Consider the following 16,002-nt stretch of genomic DNA (forward strand, 5'->3'; position numbering starts at 1 on the left):
AAATTAAAAATAAATTAGGAGCGGTATGAGCAATAACAAAATCCAATTACTTCAAGATCCATTTCTGAACGCTTTGCGTAAAGAGCATATTCCAGTATCGATCTATCTGGTCAATGGCATTAAATTGCAAGGCAATATCGAGTCATTCGATCAATACGTTGTGCTCTTGCGCAATACCGTGACACAGATGGTTTACAAGCACGCTATTTCCACGATCGTTCCTGCTCGTGCCATTGACTTTCGTATAGAAGAAGGCAGCTCTGTATAAAACTGGAGTAGATGCGGCACGCGCGGTTCTGGTTGGTGTAGATACAGGGCGCGAAGATTTTGCAGATAGCATGGCTGAGCTTAGCCTTCTGGCTGACAGCGCAGGCTCAATACCCGCAGCTAGCGTAATTGCTCGAAAGGGCAGAACCGATCCCGCTTTGTTTATTGGCTCTGGAAAGGCCAATGAATTAAAGCGTGCGATGGAGGAGCAAGGTGCAGAACTTGCGATCTTCAATCATCCTTTATCTCCAACCCAGCAGCGCAATCTAGAGCGACACATTGGACGTCATGTGATGGATCGCACTGGCTTGATTTTGGATATCTTTAGTCAACGTGCGCAAAGTCATATTGGTAAGACTCAAGTGGAACTGGCGCAAGTACGGTATCGCATGTCGCGATTAGTCAGAGCGTGGAGTCACTTGGAGCGTCAACGAGGTGGTATTGGTGTGCGTGGCGGCCCTGGCGAAACACAAATGGAGTTGGACCGCAGGATGTTAGCGACCAAGGCTAAACGTCTTGAAAATGAATTAGAGAAACTGCAACGTCAGCAGCGTACCCAACGCCGTGCGCGCAATCGCAAGGATGTGTTTTCTGTATCTTTGGTGGGTTATACCAATGCTGGCAAGTCAACTTTATTTAATGCACTAACCAAGGCAGGCACTTATGCTGCTGACCAGCTTTTTGCTACTTTAGATACCACTTCTAGAAAAGTGCATTTGGATGGGGTGGGCTCTATTGTGGTGTCTGATACCGTGGGTTTTATCCGGGAATTGCCACACCAACTGGTAGAGGCGTTTAGGGCAACTTTGGACGAAACCATTCATGCTGACCTGATTTTGCATGTGATTGATGCCTGTAGCCCTGTAGCCAAAGAGCAAAAGGCGGAAGTTGAGGCGGTTTTGGCTGAAATCGGGGCAGATGACATCCCTCGCATCGAGGTGATGAATAAGATCGATTTGATGCCACAAACCTTTACCCGTGGGGCGGTTTTAGAGCGGGATGCTCAGGGCTTCCCAGCCCAGATTTTCCTATCAGCCCAATCGGGCATGGGCCTTGATTTGCTGCGTTCAACCCTAGCGGAATGTAGCCAAATGACTGATAAAATGAGGGCTGAACAAAATCGTGCCAAAACTCAGATGACTCCTGAGGAGTTTTTAGCTCCTCTACCTGAAAGACCCGAGTCTTCTGAATTTAATCCGATTCCTAACCGAAACTATTTGTCGAATGATGCGTAAATTCTTGGGCCTGTTTTCGGTCAATGATCCAAATTGGGGCAACAGCGCCAACGGGGGATCTAAAGATGCCAAAGATGGGCAGGGAAGTGATCAAGCTCCAAAAGTAGATCCAGAGCAAACGAATAAACCTGCGGATAAACCTACAGGTCAGCAAACCAAGCCAGATGGTCCGCCAGATTTAGATGAACTGTGGCGTGATTTCAATGATCGCATTGCAGGCATTTTGGGTGGTAAGAAAAAGCCTGGCAAGAGTGGCAGTGCGAACCCCAATTCAAGCTCAAATACCAACAAACCCAACAGCACAGATATTCCTCCGCCATCACAACGCGGTAATTCAGGAAATGGTGGTGGTAACAACGGTTTCTCAGCGCCGAACTTTGATTTCGTTAATCCATTTGAATCCAAAAAAGGATTTTTTATTGCTGGCGCGATTGCTGCATTCATTTGGTTATGCAGTGGCTTTTTCATTATTCAAGAAGGGCAAGCTGGCGTTGTTCTGACTTTTGGTAAGTACAGCTACACCGCTAAGTCAGGAATCAATTGGCACTTGCCTTGGCCGATTCAGACAGAAGAGACTGTCAACCTTTCGGGTGTGCGTTCAGTTGAAGTGGGTCGCCCAGTATTAATTAAGGCAACCAATCAAAAAGATTCTTCTATGTTGACGGAAGATGAAAACATTATTGATGTGCGTTTTGCTGTGCAATATCGCTTAAAAGATCCAACCGATTATTTGTTTAATAATCGTGACCCTGATGCTGCCGTAGTACAAGCAGCAGAGACTGCTGTGCGTGAGATTGTTGCGCGTAGCAAGATGGATACCGTTTTGTATGAAGGGCGCGAGAAGATCGGCATCGATCTAGCAAACTCAATTCAAAAAATCCTCGATAGTTATAAAGCTGGTATTTATGTCACCAGCGTTACGGTGCAAAACGTCCAGCCCCCTGAGCAGGTTCAAGCTGCATTTGATGATGCAGTGAAAGCAGGTCAGGACCAAGAGCGTTTAAAGAGTGAGGGTGAGGCTTATGCCAATGACATCATCCCGCGCGCTAAAGGTACCGCTGCACGTTTAATTCAAGAGGCAGAAGGATATAAAGCCCGTGTAGTAGCTACTGCAGAGGGTGATGCTGCACGCTTTAAGCAAATTTTGACGGAGTACTCAAGAGCACCACAAGTAACGCGCGATCGGATGTACATCGATACGATGCGCGAGATCTATAACAATGTGACTAAAGTCTTGGTGGACACCAATAAGAGCAATAGCCTTTTGTATTTACCGCTTGATAAGATTGTTGCGCAAGTAAATGCCGAGAGTGTGCAAGCTACTGGTGTGTCATCTACATCTGGAACAGCAACCCCCACAGGTTCTGTCAGCGTTGGCGGAGCAACAGGTAACAACACAGCACCATCAACCACCACAACACCGCCTCCTGCATTTAATTCAGGTAATAGCAACTCCAATAATGCGATAGGTAAGTCAGCTGATAAACGCGATGGCTTGCGTAGCCGTGATCGGGATTCACGCTAATGAATGCTAATCGTCTGATTGCCTCGATCTTTGGTTTTATTGCGCTGATCTATGTGCTCTCATCGAGCGTATTCGTAGTCGATCAGCGCAAGTTCGCCGTGGTATTTTCATTTGGGCAAATTGTGCGTGTGATTGAGAAGCCTGGTATTCAGGTGAAGTTTCCTGCACCTTTTGAAAGTGTGCGCTTCTTTGATCGTCGTATTTTGACAATTGATAACCCAGAAGCAGAGCGTTTCATCACTGCTGAAAAGAAAAACTTACTAGTAGATTCCTATGTCAAATGGCGCATTGTCGATCCTCGCAAGTTCTTTATCAGCTTTAAGGGCGATGAGCGCTTGGCACAAGACCGCTTAACCCAGTTAGTTCGCTCTGCATTAAATGAGGAATTTACTAAACGCACGGTTCGTGAATTGATTTCCGATCAGCGCGAGCAAGTGATGCAGGGTATTCGTAAGAAGGTCGCTGATGATGCTGCAGATATTGGCGTAGAGATTGTGGATGTGCGCTTAAAGCGCGTGGACTTGTTAGCTGAAATCAGTGATTCTGTATACCGTCGCATGGAAGCTGAGCGTAAACGGGTTGCAAATGAATTGCGCTCGACTGGTGCTGCGGAATCGGATCGGATTCGTGCCAATGCTGAGCGTCAGCGTGACACGATCTTGGCAGAAGCATATCGTGAAGCGCAGAAGATTAAAGGTGCTGGTGATGCTAAGGCAACCAGCATTTACAACGAAGCCTTCTCAAAAGATGCCAGCTTTGCAGAGTTTTATCAAAGCCTAGAAGCGTATCGCAATACCTTCAAAGACAAGAGGGACGTGATGGTGATGGAACCCAATAGCGATTTCTTGAAGTTTCTGCGTAAAAAATAAGAAAGCGAATAGTTCACATCATGAATCGTTGGTTACTTCCGGAAGATATTGCTGATGTATTGCCAGCTCAAGCTCGCAAAGTGGAAGCCTTACGCCGTTCGATTTTGGATCTATATCAATCCTATGGTTATGAGCTCGTAGCGCCGCCTATCTTGGAGTTCTTAGATTCCTTATTAACTGGCACAGGTTCTGATCTCAATCTGCAAACCTTTAAGTTGGTGGATCAGTTATCAGGCCGCACCCTTGGTTTACGTGCAGACATCACCCCTCAGGTTGCCCGCATTGATGCGCACTTATTAAATCGTGCTGGTGTTACTCGTCTTTGCTATGCCGGCTCTGTGGCACATGCACGAACCCCAGTAGGTAGCTCTTCTCGTGAACAGTTGCAGTTGGGTGCAGAGATCTATGGATGTGCTAGCTGGGAAGCTGATTTTGAAGCGATTACTTTGCTTGTCAAAACACTCGATGTTGCGGGTCTCAAGAAGGTTTACTTAGATCTATCGCATGCCGGAATATTGACTGGCATCTTGGCCGACCAAAAACTCGATAAAGCGACTATTGAATCTTTATATGAGCTCTTACAAACCAAGGATCGCCCACGCTTGCGTCAATGGGCTACCTGCTTGCCAGCAAAAGTAGCTGATGCTTTACTTGCTTTAACAGAACTCAATGGACCCTGTGCAGAGGTTTTAGCTAAGGCTAAGAGTACGCTGCCAAAACACGCAGCTGTAGATCAAGCCCTAGCAGATCTAGATCGCATTGTGTCTGCTAGCAAGGCGGCTCACAGTTTAGAGCTCAGTATTGATTTGGCCGATCTGCGTGGTTATCAATATCACAGCGGTGTGATGTTTGCCGCCTATGTGGATGGATTGCCTCAACCAATCGCTAGAGGTGGTCGCTATGACCAAGTGGGTCAGGCCTTTGGTCGTTCACGTCCAGCAACCGGGTTCTCATTAGACTTGCTGACTCTAGCAAGCTTGTCGCCATTCAATATTGGAAAGAAAGCGATCTTGGCACCTTGGGTACAAGATCTTGCGCTCGAGAAAGTCATTGCTGATCTACGCAATCGTGGTGAAGTCGTGATTCAAGTGCTTGCCAATGAAATGGTGGAAGCAGCCGAATACGAATGCGATCGAGAGTTGGTCAAGCAAGGCAGCTCTTGGGAAGTAAAGAAGAAATAAAAGAGCGGTCATTTAAAAACAAAGCAAATTTTCACCATTAACTTATTTTTGTCATTATCTTTTTGGATTAAATATGTCTTCAAAGCAGCAAGCACATGGTCGTAATGTCGTTGTCATTGGCACCCAGTGGGGTGATGAAGGCAAAGGAAAAGTAGTCGATTGGTTAACTGACCATGCGCAGGCGGTGGTTCGCTTTCAGGGTGGACATAATGCTGGCCATACCTTGATCATTGGCGATAAGAAGACGATTTTGCGTTTGATTCCATCTGGAATCATGCACAAGGATGTGATTTGCTATATCGGCAATGGTGTGGTGCTTTCGCCAGAAGCCCTCTTTAAAGAAATTGGTGAATTAGAAGCAGCGGGCTTAGATGTCCAATCGCGCTTAAAGATTTCTGAGGCAACTACATTGATTCTGCCTTATCACGTAGCAATTGATCATGCGCGTGAGAAAAAGCGTGGCGAAGCGAAAATCGGCACAACCGGTCGAGGTATTGGCCCAGCGTACGAAGATAAAGTAGCGCGCCGTGCCTTGCGAGTACAAGACTTGTTTTACCCAGAGAAGTTTGCTGCTCAATTGCGTGAAAACTTGGAGTATCACAACTTCATGCTCAGTAATTACTACGGAGCTGAACCGGTCAATTATGAGAAGACGCTTGCTGAAGCAATGTCTTATGCGCAGCGCCTCAAGCCTATGGTGGTAGATGTCTCTAGTGCTTTGTATGCTGCAGAACAGTCAGGCCAAAATCTGTTGTTTGAAGGTGCGCAGGGTACGTTACTCGATATTGACCATGGCACCTATCCGTATGTGACCTCTAGTAACTGCGTTGCTGGTAATGCAGCAGCCGGATCCGGAGTTGGCCCAGATTCATTGCAATACATCTTGGGCATCACCAAAGCGTATTGCACTCGTGTTGGTGCTGGTCCATTTCCAAGCGAGTTGTATGACCATGACAATCCTGCAAAACAAGACCCGATTGGCGTGCGCCTAGCAGAAGTCGGTAAGGAGTTTGGTTCTGTAACAGGCCGTCCACGTCGTACTGGTTGGTTAGATGCTGCCGCACTGAAGCGTTCGATTCAGATTAATGGTTTGTCTGGTTTATGTATCACTAAGTTAGATGTGCTTGATGGCCTCAAGACGATTCGCCTCTGTGTAGGTTACAACTTGGATGGCAAAAAGTTGGATGTATTGCCACGTGGCGCTGAATCAGTAGCTCGCTGTGAGCCAATTTATGAAGATTTTCCAGGCTGGCAGGGTACGACCTTTGGTATACGCGAATGGTCAAAGTTGCCCGTGGAAGCCCAAAACTTCCTGCGTCGTATCGAGGAAGTGGCTGGTAAGCCGATTGCTATGGTCTCTACAGGCCCAGAGCGTGATGAAACCATCTTGCTACAGCATCCTTTTCAGGATTGATGGAAAATAATCGTTTGCCCTGTAAATATTTGAGTTTTTAACAATTTTTAAATAATTTTTTATATTCCAAACTAAGGTTTAAACATGACTGCGCGTACTACCTGCAATAGCCTTCAAGTGGCAACCCCTCTATATCGTTTTATCGAAGACAAAGTGCTTCCTGGAACTGGCATTAAGAGTGCCGACTTCTGGAAGGGTTTTGATGAAATCGTTAAAGACTTAACACCAAAAAATGAAGCATTGTTGGCAAAACGCGATCGTATTCAGTTGGATTTGGATAAATGGCATCAAGCCAATCGTGGTCCGATCAAAGATATGCCTGCATATCGCAAATTCTTAAAAGAAATTGGCTATCTCGATGAAGTTCCAGGCAAGGTTGCTGGTACCACCAAAAACGTTGATGATGAATTAGCACTTCAAGCTGGTCCTCAATTAGTCGTACCAGTACTCAATGCACGTTATGCATTGAACGCAGCCAATGCGCGTTGGGGCTCTTTATATGATGCTCTGTATGGCACCGACGTTATCTCTGAAGATGATGGCGCTACCAAAGCGGGTGCATACAACCCGATTCGTGGTGCAAAAGTAGTTGCTTATGCTCGTAACTTCTTGGATCAAGCAACGCCGTTGGCAAAAGGTTCGCATCGTGATTCAGTGGCCTACACAGTAGATGGCAATAAATTATCTGTGAAGCTTAAAGATGGCTCAGTTACTGGCCTTGCAGATGAAAAGCAATTCGTAGGTTATCAAGGTGATGCAGCAGCTCCAAGCTCTGTACTACTTCGCAACAATGGTGTGCACATTGATATTGAAATCGATAAGAGCAAAACCATTGGCGCAGGCGATCCAGCAGGTATTAATGATGTCGTGCTTGAAGCAGCACTTTCTACCATTTTGGATTTGGAAGACTCGATTGCTGCAGTTGATGGCGATGACAAAGTACTCGCTTATGAGAACTGGCTTGGTATTTTGAAGGGTACTTTGGTTGAAGAAGTGAGCAAGGGTGGCAAAACTTTCACTCGCGCACTAAATCCAGACCGTCAGTACAAAGCAGGCATCGGTGCGGTCAATGCTAAAGATGGTGTGGTGACTTTGCATGGTCGTTCACTCTTGTTCCTCCGTAACGTTGGTCACTTAATGACAAACCCAGCAATCTTGACTGGTGATGGTAAAGAGATTTACGAAGGCATCTTGGATGCAGTGGTCACTGTATTGATTGCTTTGTATGACATTAATCGTCCGGCAACTCAAGCGATTGGCAATACACGTAAAGGCTCTGTATACATTGTGAAGCCAAAAATGCACAGCCCAGAAGAAGTGGCGTTTGCAGCTGAGCTGTTTGGTCGTGTAGAGAAGTTACTTGGCTTGCCAGCAGATACGGTCAAGCTTGGCATCATGGATGAAGAGCGTCGCATGAGTGCGAACATCAAAGCAGCAATCGCTGCTGCAGGTGCACGCGTAGCCTTTATTAATACTGGTTTCTTGGACCGCACAGGCGATGAGATGCACACCTCGATGTATGCAGGTCCAATGATCCGCAAGGGTGATATGAAAACCAGTAAATGGTTATCTGCTTATGAGCGTCGCAACGTATTTGCTGGCTTAGATTGCGGCTTGCGTGGCCGCGCACAGATCGGTAAGGGTATGTGGGCAATGCCAGACATGATGAAAGCGATGGTTGAGCAGAAGATTGTTCATCCAAAGGCTGGTGCTAATACTGCATGGGTGCCATCGCCAACCGCAGCAACCTTGCACGCACTTCACTATCACCAGGTCAATGTAGCCGAGCTCCAAAAAGAAATGGAAAAACTCGACACAGCAGCTGAAGCAGAAGCCTTGATGGATGATTTGTTGTCGATTCCAGTAGCTGAGCAGGCTAATTGGTCTAAAGAAGAAATTCAGCAAGAATTAGATAACAACTGCCAAGGTATTTTGGGATATGTGGTGCGCTGGATCGATCAAGGTGTTGGTTGTTCCAAAGTTCCTGATATTCATAATGTGGGCTTAATGGAAGATCGTGCAACCTTGCGTATCTCTAGTCAGCATATTGCTAACTGGTTATTGCATGGCATTGTGACTGCAGATCAAGTAAACGAAACCTTGCAACGCATGGCTAAAGTGGTTGATGGTCAAAATGCTGGTGATCCACTTTACAAGCCAATGATGCCTAATTACAAAGACTCATATGCATACAAAGCGGCTAGCGATCTGATATTCAAGGGTCTTGAGCAACCAAATGGCTATACAGAGCCACTTTTGCATGCATGGCGTTTGGAAGTCAAGAAGGCTGCTAAGTAATATAGGCAATCTAGTCAATCTAGAATATTTTTCTAGTGCGCATGATGTTCAAATGGATTTGTCGAGAGGCAAATCCATTTTTATTTTCATGAGCTAGAGTAATAAGCAATAAAGCATGTTCCGTTTTCTAAGTCGGCTTACTCGCACTTATCCAACTTACCCTCTGCAGATAAATGATGGCGGCCGGGTTGCAGCTGGATTTGTAGGTGGGGCAGGGGATTGTGTAGTGAGGTCAATTGCAATTGCCGCTAGGCTGCCTTATAGGCAGGTTTATGAAGACTTGCGGGAAGCAAACACACGTTATGCTCAGGAGCGCGATAACAAGCTTTCTAGAATGCTTCAGCAACGAGGGTCATCGCCTCGCAATGGTAACCATCGCAATGTATTTCACGAATATATTTTGCGGCAAGGGTTTGAGTGGGTGCCGACGATGAAAGTGGGGGCTGGTTGTCAGGTTCATCTCAGGCCAGATCAACTACCTAGCGGAACCTTGATTGTGAAAGTTTCAAAACACCTCACCACCTTGATCGATGGAGTGTTGCACGATACGCATGATCCTTCTAGAGGAGGTACGCGCTGCGTTTATGGGTATTACCTCAAAAAGTGAATAGCTAGCCACTGCTGGTCTATTGATTAGGTGCTTGGCGACCGTATTTAAGATTCCAGGCTGCTTTATAGGTGTTGGTCATGCCAATCATGACGGACGTCGTCCACGCTAATGAAAATAAGCCAGTGAATGCAATAAAAAATGCCAGAGTTTTCCAGCCCACCGGCAAAATGTCATTAATAAACCCAACGGTTGTGTAGCAACTACCTGCAAACAGCATTGCTTGTAATGGATCTTCAACTAATCCTAAGATCAACAGATAAAAACACCACAAGACAATTTCGCAAATATGCACAATTGCGATAAACAGAAAGGTGGCATAAAAATGGGCAAATACGCGGTTGTATTGGTTTAAGTTCAGATTTGCATCCGTCTTGCGTTCGAAGCGCATGATGAGATGATTGATGCCAATGCCATGAAAAATTAATACAATTGTCATGCCAACTAAACCAAAGAAGCTATCGGTGATCAGCGGCAAGATTGGGAGCCCCAAGATCGATGAGTTGGCTATTTGGTCTGGGAGTATTGGCATCGGCATAGTCTGCAAGTATTGATATCAAGAGCGATAATGTCACATGAATATGACGATGTAAAGCCAGCCTTGAATCAATCCAACCATACCCAGAGCCTATTCTTATCAAATAAGCATGAACGATTTTTTCTGCTGGCGCTTGCAGGAATTCAGTTTACGCACATCTTAGATTTCATGATCATGATGCCATTGGGGCCTCAGTTCATTACAGCCTTATCAATTAATACGCACGAATTTGGCTTATTGCTTTCTTCCTACACCTTTGCAGCTGCGATTGCAGGAGTATTTGCTACCTATTACATTGATCGGTTTGAAAGAAGGCAGCTTTTAATCCGTCTGTATGTCTGTTTTATTGTCGCGACGGTAGCATGTGCTTTTGCCCCGAACTATCACATGCTATTTATCGCAAGAGCATGCGCTGGTGCATTTGGCGGAATCTTGGGCTCTTTTGTGCAGACCATTGTTGCTGACTCGATTCCGTTTGAGAGAAGGGGTAAAGCTCTGGGAACGGTAATGGCGGCTTTCTCTGTATCAACAGTTGCGGGAGTGCCGCTGAGCTTATTTCTAGCAAACCACATTTCCTTTTTGGGCTGGCGCGCCCCTTTTCTATTTATTGGTCTGATCTCTATAGCAATTCTGCTGATCGCTTATCGTAATATCCCCAAGATCTCTGGTCATCTGCATCATGTGCAAGTGGGAAACCGTTTTAAACAAATTTATGAGATTGCTATAGCGCATCACCATGCGCGCGCATTTCTATTTATGGCCTTGATCATGATTACCGGATTCTCAGTGATTCCATACATTGCGCTATTTTTAACTTCAAATGTAGGCGTAGCGAATTCTTATATTTCTCTCATTTATTTATGTGGCGGGATTGCGACCTTGATGAGCTCAAGATTGATTGGCCACATGGCTGATCAATATGGCAAGGTGCGGGTATTTCGGGTGCTTGCCATAGTTAGTCTGATTCCATTATTGGTTACGACTAATTTAGTGCCGGTGCCGCTGTGGGTCGTATTGATCAACTCTACGGCATTCTTTATTTTGATTTCAGGGCGAATGATTCCAGCGATGGCTATTGTGAGTCAGTTGGTTGAGCCAAAAATCAGGGGAACATTTATGAGTTTGGTGGGCTCTACGCAGATGCTTGCCTCTGGCATTGCATCTGTTTTGGCGGGGCTAGTCGTCACGATTACGCCAGACGGAAAAATGGAGCATTACAACCTAGTGGGTTATGGAGCTGCGGCTTGCGGCTTACTGACCTTTTGGCTGGTAGGATATATTCACTCTGATACAAAGAAGACGTAAGAAACAATTTGAGCAATTAAGGGAGGCAACATGATTGAATACAAGAGACCCGATGGCAAAACAGTGAATGGATATTTGGCAGAACCTGGTCAGCAAGGAGCCCCTGGAGTAGTCGTGATTCAGGAATGGTGGGGCTTAGACGATGAGGTGAAAGCGGTTGCGGATCGTTTGGCAAAAGCAGGATATCGTGCTCTGGTTCCGGATCTCTATCGCGGTAAGCTAGCTTTGGAAGCAAAAGAGGCTGAACACCTCATGGGTGATCTGAATTTTGGTGATGCCGCTGGGCAAGACATTCGCGGCGCCGTTCAATATCTCAAGGCTAGCGGCTCTTCTAAAGTTGCGGTGACTGGATTTTGTATGGGCGGGGCATTGACAGTATTGTCAGCGTGTAATGTGCCTGAACTTGATGGCACAGTTGTTTGGTATGGTTATCCACCTCTAGAGTATGTAGATGCAAAGGCAATTACCAAGCCTATGATGGCGCACTGGGCAACCCATGATGAATTCTTTGCGATCTCAGGGGTTGATCAGTTGGCAGTCAAGTTAAATGAAGCTGGTGTTCAGCATGAGTTCTATCGCTACGATGCAAAACATGCTTTTGCAAATCCAAAGTCGGATGCTCGCGGATTGCCGCCTTTGGAATACAACGCTGAAGCAGCCAAATTGGCTTGGGATAGAACGATGGAGTTCCTTAAAAAGAACTTGAATCATTAAAAAACTGGCCGATACATGATTTTTAATTGGATTTATAAGCGAAGCAATGCACAGATTCTGATCTTGTTGGTGAGCTGTTTTGTAGTTTTGTTAGACATCGTCCCTAGGGTCTTGCAATCTATTCCAGCACTAGCGCCATCGCAAGACAGTACTCGTCTTGGGTTGAGTCTATTTGGATCAATCATCACTTTAAGTGGACTACTAATTGGTTTTCTTTTAAATCAAGCTCAAATGAATTTGCGTGAAGTGCAATCCTTGGTTTCTCAAGAGGCGGGAAGGATTAATAATTTAGACCGTTTGCTAACGCGTTATGGGGATCCTGCTGTAGCGGTAATTCGAAAAGAATTATTTGAGTACATGAACTCCATTGTTGATGATGAATGGGTCAATTTAGAGAGAGGTCAAGGTAGTAGTAAGACTCACATGCTCTGGCGAGGGATTTCGCGCAAGATCATGTCTTTAGAGCCAGTTACAAATCGTCAGATAGCGATGTATACCGACATTATCAAAAAGTCAGAAGAAGTGGCGGAGAGTAGAGAGGCTCGCATTGAAAGGTCTAGCATACGCTTGCCAGGATTATTCTGGATCGTGATTTTAATTTGCATATTCTCTCTGCTAGCAATTAATACATTGTTTTTGCCATCCGATTCCTTTTTCTTTGGCTTAAAAATCTTACCTGTAACATTAGGTGCATTAATTTCGCTATTGGTTATTACGGATCAGCCATTTAAGGGTCAAAGCTCTGTTAAACCAGATGCCTTTTATAAGATTATTGAGTCTATTAAAACTCGAACTGAATAGAGCCCCTAAATTGGCTACATAGAATAAACACAAATTAATATGCATCTTTTTTCAGAAAATCTCGCCGTCGAAGTCTCTCACTATTACCGCAATATTGTTTTGGGTCATGGGGCTACACCTAAGGTGTTTACCATGGTGAATGCTGATGGTGATCAGTATTTGTTCTTTATTAATGATTTACAAATGGAGCGCGCTGATGAAGATCATTTTTTGGCCTACATTGTCAAAGAACACGATGCCGTTACCTATGCCAGGGGAACTTTAGTTATCGTCGAAAAAAATCAGCAATTTATTGAATTTGCTGTGGTGGATCGAGACGACCAGCAGGCGATTGTTTGCTCAGCTGAATTGACGCGGGATATGGAAGATAAGCCGATTGCGCTCTCTGAGTTCGAGAAGACTTTGGTTAAACGTGAGTCGATTGTGTTTGGTCACCTTTATGACCCCGTCAAACTCTCGGACGAAAAGATCGAGGATTTTGAAAGCCTTTGGGAAGAAATGAAGCCCAAGATTCTTCACCGTACCATGGGGCTCTAGAGCGCCTTGAAATTTCGGTATTTGACCCTATATAAGAGGGGTGAGGTAATTAAGGTGAATTGATGGTGTTTGGTGCCCAGGAAGGGACTCGAACCCCCACAACCTTGCGATCGCCAGCACCTGAAGCTGGTGCGTCTACCAATTTCGCCACCTGGGCATCTGTTCATTATAGAGGGCTGGGCGCTTTAGGCTAGGCTATGAGGTTTGCCCAGGTGCATTTAGGCTTTTTCCCTTCGGACTTGGTGGTTTGATACAGTAGCCTTATTCATCACAATAATAGATATCAATAGATATAAATAAGGCAGGAATTGCCAGAGGAATTAAATGCGTAAAGCAAAAGACTTGATGCCCCGACAGGCGGATCGTTTAGGTGCGATTCAGGGGCATCGAGATGGATTTGGATTTGTAATCCCCGATGATGGTGGTGAAGATATTTTTCTCTCTGAGAGAGAAATGTCTCGCGTCATGCATGGTGATCGAGTCAATGTAAGGGTTATCGGTACTGATCGACGGGGTCGTCCTGAAGGGCAGATCGTTGAGGTGATGCAACACGTCAATAAAGTAGTCATTGGACGGCTCTTGAATGAAAACGGTGTATTAATTGTTGCGCCTGAAGATAAGCGTATTGGTCACGACATTCTCATTCCGCCTAAAGCACAGGGCCAAGCAAAGCTAGGTCAGGTCGTTAGCGTTGAGATTATTGATTACCCAGACAGTTATCGCCAAGCGGTAGGGCGTGTTGTTGAGGTACTGGGTGAAATTGATGATCCTGGTATGGAAATCGAAATCGCCGTACGTAAATATGGCGTTCCTCACGAGTTCTCCGCGGCAGCCATGAAAGAGGCTGCAGCATTGCCCGATGGTGTTCGGCAAGAGGATCTAGAGGGTCGTGTCGACTTACGCGATGTGCCATTGGTTACGATTGATGGTGCCGATGCAAGAGACTTTGATGATGCCGTCTATTGCGAGCCAGTGATGTATGGCAAAACAAAAGCATGGCGCCTGATTGTTGCGATTGCCGACGTTTCTCACTACGTAAAGCCAGGCCATCCTCTAGATGATGAAGGTTTATTGCGCGCTACCTCTGTTTATTTTCCTCGGCGCGTTATTCCCATGCTGCCCGAGAAGATCTCCAATGGCTTATGTTCACTGAACCCAGGCGTAGATCGCCTCTGTATGGTTTGTGATTCTGTAGTTGATAACAATGGCGTTGTGCTGGCTTACCAGTTTTATCCAGCGGTCATGCATTCAGCGCAGCGATTTACTTATGATGCTGTTTGGGAGATTCTATCCAACAGCAAAGGGCCTGAAGCTGCGCGCTTTGCACAATTTCGTCCGCTACTCACCAATTTGTATTCATTATTCAAGATTCTCTTAGCTGCCCGCGAGAAGCGGGGTGCCATTGAGTTTGAAACAACCGAGACACAAATTATTAGCAATGAGCTTGGTAAGATTTTGCGAATTGAGCCTCGCATTCGGAATGACGCGCACCGTTTAATTGAAGAATGCATGCTGACAGCAAACGTCTGTGCAGCTGACTTTATTGAAAAGAATAAGCATTTGAGTCTTTACCGTGTTCACGGAGAACCCTCTGAAGAGAAGTTAATGACTTTGCGTCAAGTACTCAGAACCTCAGGCTTGTCATTAGGTGGAGGTGAGAAACCTAAGCCAAGAGATTTTGCAAAATTGATGCGCGAGATTAAAGATCGCCCTGATGCCAATATGCTGCAATCGGTTGTGTTGCGATCAATGCAGCAAGCGATGTATCAGCCTGATAATGAAGGACACTTTGGATTGGCGTACCCAGCGTACTCTCATTTCACGAGTCCGATTCGTCGCTACCCTGATTTGCTGACCCATCGTGTCATTAAATCGATTTTGCAGAAAAAACCCTATGTTCCGGTTCTGCCGCCAAAAGTGCCACTGAACCTATCTCTGCCCCGCAAAGGTAAGGGCAGGGAGAATGCAGTAAATGCCAAAAAATCTCAAAGTGATGCCAAAGCAGGCCCAGCAAAAGGCGCCAAAGTACCCAAGGGTGCTAATGCCGCATTGCCGATATGGGGTCAATTAGGAGTTCACTGTTCATCGAATGAGCGCCGCGCTGATGAAGCTTCTCGTGACGTTGAGGCATGGTTAAAGTGCTACTACATGCGCGACCATCTAGGCCAAGAGTATGCCGGCACAGTTACAAGTGTGGCTAGTTTCGGTTTATTCGTTCAGTTGGAAAACCTGTTTGTCGAGGGCATGGTCCACGTTACCGAATTGGGTGGCGATTATTTTCAATATGATGAAGCGCGTCAAGAATTGCGTGGTGAGCGTACGGGTATTCGGTATCGTTTAGGCGATAGAGTGCATGTACTGGTTAGCCGTGTAGATTTAGATGCCCGCAAAATTGAATTTAGTTTGGTAAAAGCTTCTGGCTCTGACCTTGGTGGATCCTTTGGTCGACGCCAAATGATATTGGCCAACGATACTGGAAGACCAACTAAGAAAGCGGCTTCTACTAAGAGTAGGCCGGCTCATAAAGCCCCCCAAAAGTCAGGCGGAGTAAATGTCAATGCAGCTAAATCTGCTGGCACATTAAGCGCTAGTCAGTCTAAAAGCAAAGCCAGTCGCAAGAACAGTAAAGCGGGCAAGCCAAGTAGGTCTGCCGGAAAGCCGGCCAGCTCCAAACCGCCAGTTCGCAACACCAAAGCTAGACGTAAATAAGG

General features: G+C 45.8%; 14 protein-coding genes and 1 tRNA gene. 13 read left to right on the plus strand and 2 right to left on the minus strand.

Going from position 1 to position 16,002, the window contains the following annotated elements; all coding sequences use genetic code 11:
- Positions 1 to 25: 25 nt before the first annotated feature.
- The 8 genes from hfq to NHB34_RS03755 all read left to right on the plus strand — a co-directional run bounded on the left by hfq (position 26) and on the right by NHB34_RS03755 (position 9,396).
- Positions 26 to 268 (plus strand): RNA chaperone Hfq, encoded by a 243-nt coding sequence (gene hfq, locus NHB34_RS03720; RefSeq protein ID WP_353428299.1) that lies wholly within the window; start codon positions 26 to 28, stop codon positions 266 to 268.
- A complete protein-coding gene (gene hflX, locus NHB34_RS03725) occupies positions 261 to 1,502 on the plus strand; it encodes a GTPase HflX (protein WP_353428529.1) in 1,242 nt (413 codons plus the stop codon). Before hfq ends, hflX begins: the two co-directional genes overlap by 8 nt.
- A complete protein-coding gene (gene hflK / locus NHB34_RS03730) occupies positions 1,492 to 3,027 on the plus strand; it encodes an FtsH protease activity modulator HflK (protein WP_353428300.1) in 1,536 nt (511 codons plus the stop codon). Before hflX ends, hflK begins: the two co-directional genes overlap by 11 nt.
- Entirely contained in the window at positions 3,027 to 3,896 is an 870-nt protein-coding gene (hflC, locus tag NHB34_RS03735; RefSeq protein ID WP_353428301.1) for a protease modulator HflC, read from the plus strand. The genes hflK and hflC overlap by 1 nt, the downstream gene beginning before the upstream one ends.
- Before the next feature lie 20 nt (positions 3,897 to 3,916).
- Positions 3,917 to 5,077: an ATP phosphoribosyltransferase regulatory subunit gene (locus NHB34_RS03740; protein WP_353428302.1), complete on the plus strand. Its 1,161-nt coding sequence runs from the start codon at positions 3,917 to 3,919 to the stop codon at positions 5,075 to 5,077.
- A gap of 73 nt (positions 5,078 to 5,150) precedes the next feature.
- Positions 5,151 to 6,491 (plus strand): adenylosuccinate synthase, encoded by a 1,341-nt coding sequence (locus NHB34_RS03745; protein ID WP_353428303.1) that lies wholly within the window; start codon positions 5,151 to 5,153, stop codon positions 6,489 to 6,491.
- Between the two features lie 84 nt (positions 6,492 to 6,575).
- Positions 6,576 to 8,789, plus strand: a complete 2,214-nt coding sequence (locus NHB34_RS03750; RefSeq protein WP_353428304.1) for a malate synthase G — start codon at positions 6,576 to 6,578, stop codon at positions 8,787 to 8,789.
- A 115-nt stretch (positions 8,790 to 8,904) separates the two neighbouring features.
- On the plus strand, positions 8,905 to 9,396 hold the full coding sequence (locus tag NHB34_RS03755; RefSeq protein WP_353428305.1) for a hypothetical protein: 492 nt from the start codon (positions 8,905 to 8,907) through the stop codon (positions 9,394 to 9,396).
- A 19-nt stretch (positions 9,397 to 9,415) separates the two neighbouring features.
- On the opposite strand, the gene NHB34_RS03760 is transcribed toward NHB34_RS03755, so the two are convergent.
- Positions 9,416 to 9,928 carry a hypothetical protein gene (locus tag NHB34_RS03760; protein WP_353428306.1) on the minus strand — a complete coding sequence of 171 codons (513 nt, stop codon included), beginning with the start codon at positions 9,926 to 9,928 and terminating at the stop codon, positions 9,416 to 9,418.
- 36 nt (positions 9,929 to 9,964) lie between these two features.
- Between NHB34_RS03760 and NHB34_RS03765 the strand changes: the two genes are divergently transcribed.
- From NHB34_RS03765 to NHB34_RS03780, 4 genes are read left to right on the plus strand one after another with little or no spacing between them, the layout of a single operon-like run.
- Positions 9,965 to 11,239, plus strand: a complete 1,275-nt coding sequence (locus tag NHB34_RS03765; RefSeq protein WP_353428307.1) for an MFS transporter — start codon at positions 9,965 to 9,967, stop codon at positions 11,237 to 11,239.
- Positions 11,240 to 11,269: 30 nt separating this feature from the next.
- Positions 11,270 to 11,953, plus strand: a complete 684-nt coding sequence (locus NHB34_RS03770; RefSeq protein ID WP_353428308.1) for a dienelactone hydrolase family protein — start codon at positions 11,270 to 11,272, stop codon at positions 11,951 to 11,953.
- A gap of 15 nt (positions 11,954 to 11,968) precedes the next feature.
- Entirely contained in the window at positions 11,969 to 12,754 is a 786-nt protein-coding gene (locus tag NHB34_RS03775; RefSeq protein WP_353428309.1) for a hypothetical protein, read from the plus strand.
- A 39-nt stretch (positions 12,755 to 12,793) separates the two neighbouring features.
- Positions 12,794 to 13,291, plus strand: coding sequence for a hypothetical protein (locus NHB34_RS03780; protein WP_353428310.1), 498 nt, complete (start codon positions 12,794 to 12,796; stop codon positions 13,289 to 13,291).
- Between the two features lie 70 nt (positions 13,292 to 13,361).
- Here NHB34_RS03780 and NHB34_RS03785 read toward each other — a convergent pair.
- Positions 13,362 to 13,448: transfer RNA gene (locus tag NHB34_RS03785), tRNA-Leu, on the minus strand.
- Positions 13,449 to 13,615: 167 nt separating this feature from the next.
- Here NHB34_RS03785 and rnr point away from each other — a divergent pair.
- A complete protein-coding gene (gene rnr / locus NHB34_RS03790; RefSeq protein ID WP_353428311.1) occupies positions 13,616 to 16,000 on the plus strand; it encodes a ribonuclease R in 2,385 nt (794 codons plus the stop codon).
- Positions 16,001 to 16,002: the final 2 nt, after the last annotated feature.

Source organism: Polynucleobacter sp. MWH-UH19D (assembly GCF_040409795.1).
In the GTDB taxonomy this organism is placed as follows: domain Bacteria; phylum Pseudomonadota; class Gammaproteobacteria; order Burkholderiales; family Burkholderiaceae; genus Polynucleobacter.

Excerpts from the sequence above, each read along its gene's own strand:
- hfq (WP_353428299.1), top strand. The coding sequence starts at position 26 with ATGAGCAATAACAAAATCCAATTACTTCAAGATCCATTTCTGAACGCT.
- hflK (WP_353428300.1), top strand. The coding sequence starts at position 1,492 with ATGATGCGTAAATTCTTGGGCCTGTTTTCGGTCAATGATCCAAATTGG.
- hflC (WP_353428301.1), top strand. The coding sequence starts at position 3,027 with ATGAATGCTAATCGTCTGATTGCCTCGATCTTTGGTTTTATTGCGCTG.
- NHB34_RS03740 (WP_353428302.1), top strand. The coding sequence starts at position 3,917 with ATGAATCGTTGGTTACTTCCGGAAGATATTGCTGATGTATTGCCAGCT.
- NHB34_RS03745 (WP_353428303.1), top strand. The coding sequence starts at position 5,151 with ATGTCTTCAAAGCAGCAAGCACATGGTCGTAATGTCGTTGTCATTGGC.
- NHB34_RS03750 (WP_353428304.1), top strand. The coding sequence starts at position 6,576 with ATGACTGCGCGTACTACCTGCAATAGCCTTCAAGTGGCAACCCCTCTA.
- NHB34_RS03755 (WP_353428305.1), top strand. The coding sequence starts at position 8,905 with ATGTTCCGTTTTCTAAGTCGGCTTACTCGCACTTATCCAACTTACCCT.
- NHB34_RS03760 (WP_353428306.1), bottom strand. The coding sequence starts at position 9,928 with ATGCCAATACTCCCAGACCAAATAGCCAACTCATCGATCTTGGGGCTC.
- NHB34_RS03765 (WP_353428307.1), top strand. The coding sequence starts at position 9,965 with ATGTCACATGAATATGACGATGTAAAGCCAGCCTTGAATCAATCCAAC.
- NHB34_RS03770 (WP_353428308.1), top strand. The coding sequence starts at position 11,270 with ATGATTGAATACAAGAGACCCGATGGCAAAACAGTGAATGGATATTTG.
- NHB34_RS03775 (WP_353428309.1), top strand. The coding sequence starts at position 11,969 with ATGATTTTTAATTGGATTTATAAGCGAAGCAATGCACAGATTCTGATC.
- NHB34_RS03780 (WP_353428310.1), top strand. The coding sequence starts at position 12,794 with ATGCATCTTTTTTCAGAAAATCTCGCCGTCGAAGTCTCTCACTATTAC.
- rnr (WP_353428311.1), top strand. The coding sequence starts at position 13,616 with ATGCGTAAAGCAAAAGACTTGATGCCCCGACAGGCGGATCGTTTAGGT.